This window comes from Micromonospora sp. NPDC047753 (assembly GCF_040642735.1).
Classification (GTDB): Bacteria; Actinomycetota; Actinomycetes; order Mycobacteriales; family Micromonosporaceae; genus Micromonospora.
This window is the reverse complement of sequence record NZ_JBEYSL010000799.1, coordinates 1-1877: the sequence shown is the minus strand read 5'-3', so window position 1 is coordinate 1877 and position 1877 is coordinate 1. Positions and strand designations below refer to the sequence as shown.

The 1877-nt window shown below is 76.3% G+C and carries 1 protein-coding gene and 1 pseudogene; both read right to left on the bottom strand.

Going from position 1 to position 1877, the window contains the following annotated elements; genetic code table 11:
• Positions 1-1012: pseudogene (locus ABZ749_RS34660) on the bottom strand (DNA polymerase Y family protein); the annotation flags it as partial.
• A complete protein-coding gene (locus ABZ749_RS34655; protein WP_355007688.1) occupies positions 1009-1734 on the bottom strand; it encodes a hypothetical protein in 726 nt (241 codons plus the stop codon). The gene ABZ749_RS34655 and the pseudogene ABZ749_RS34660, both read right to left, overlap by 4 nt.
• Between the last annotated feature and the right edge of the window lie 143 nt (positions 1735-1877).

The window sequence follows — 1877 nt, the reverse complement described above, 5'->3', positions numbered from 1 at the left end:
TGCCCATCAGCGCGAAGCCGACGGTGAGCAGCGCCGACCCGATCACCAGGTACCGCTTCCAGCGGCCGGTCTTGCTGATGACCCGCCCGATGACCACGGCGATGGCCGCGGCGGTGAGCAGGCCATCGTGCCGCCACACCCGGTGCAGCTCCTGCCCGTGCTCGGTGACCGCCTCGATGCCGAGCCGGGTGCAGGCCAGGCCGTGCCCGGCCAGCCGTTCGTGCAGCTGCTCGGCCAGCGCCCGGGCCACGAACGCCGCCGCGTCGACCCGGTCGATCGGGTCGTCGTGCTCCGCGGTCACCGTCAGGTCGGCCGGCGGCTGCCGGACGGCGAGTGGGCGGTGGTCCCGCCCGGCGGCCAGCCGGTGAGCCAGCGCACCGTCGAACCCGAACCGGGCCAGCACGTCGCCGGCCGGCAGGGCGGCGAAGTCGCCGAGGGTGCGTACTCCCAGCCGGCGCAGCAGGTCGGCGAGCGCCGACCGCCCGAGCGCCTCGACCGGCAACCCGGCCAGGAACTCCGGTGTCCCACCCGGTGCCACCACCCGGCCGGCGCGAGCGGCCAACCCGGCCGCGAACACCCCGTCGGCGATGCCGACCTGGCTCTCCACCAGGCACGACTGCGCCACATGCTCGATGATCCGCTCAGCGGCCGCCTCCTCGCCGCCGAGGTAACGGCCCGGCCCCCGGGCGGCCACCGCGCAGGCGCCCGGACGGACCACCTCGACGCCGGCGACCAACTCCTCCACCGCGGCGACCACCGGTTCGAACGCCCGGGCGTCCCGGCCGGGGTCGTACTCCACGACGGTGAGCTGCGGACAGCGCCCCTGTGCCTCCCGCTTGCGCAGCCCTCGACGCACCCCTTCGGCACGGGCCCGCTCGGAGCAGGCGACCACCCGGTTGGCGTGCAGCACGGCGACCGGGCCGGTCGCCGGCACCCCGTCGACGATCTCGGCGGCGAGCACCGGCCAGTCCGGGCACCACAGCAACAGCGTGCGTGCCGGCGCGCCGGTCACCCCTGACCGACCAGCGCGAGTGGCGCGGCCGATCGCCCCACGGGCGACGGCAGCGTACGAGGGATCACCCGGGTCAGCTCGTCACCCGGGAGCCAGACCTTGATCTCCTTGGGCCGGGCAGCCGCCCCGCGCCCGCGCGCCGAGACGGTGATCTCCCGGCGGCGCAACCGCCCCCGGCCCAGCCCGAGACCCTCCCAGACTCCCCGGACCACCTGCAGCGTCACGTCCGCGCCGTCCCACCGGCCGTACGGGACGAGCACGCTGCCGCGCTGCCGGGCCCGGGCGGCCAACCGGGTGGCGACCGAGGCGGAGACCGAGGCCGGCACGGTGGTGACCACGACGTCCACCCCGTCGATCAGCGCGGCGACCACGGTGGCCCACTCGGGGCCGGGGTTCGGCACCAGGGCCAGCCGGTCCAGGGCGATGCCCAGCTCAGCCGCCGCGCCCGCGCCGAACGTCGGCACCCCGACCACGGCGCACCACGAGCCGGCCCGGGACGCCTCGGCGAGCAGGGCCAGCATCAGCGAGGTGCCACCGCTGCGGCGGGGCTGGCCGGCGGCGACCGCGATGGTGCTGCCCCGGCGCAGGCCCCGGTTGGGCAGCAGACCGGTCAGCTCGGGCACCACCGGCAGCACCCGGTGGCCACCGACCGGGTCGGGCGCGCTCGCCGGGCGCACCAGATCGGCCAGCGCGGCGGAACCAGCCACCATGCGGCCCGCCATTGGACCAACTCCCCCGTCGTTGCTGTGGATCAGATCAGGACCGGCACGCCGTGCCACCGGCCGCCCGGCTCCCCTCGCGGGGCGGCCCTCCTCCAGGTCGGAGTTGAAATCGATCACCCCGCCCTTGTAGAGCAGGTAGAGGC

Bases quoted from the DNA above. Each gene is read 5' to 3' on its own strand.
- ABZ749_RS34655 (WP_355007688.1), bottom strand. From the start codon at position 1,734: ATGGCGGGCCGCATGGTGGCTGGTTCCGCCGCGCTGGCCGATCTGGTG.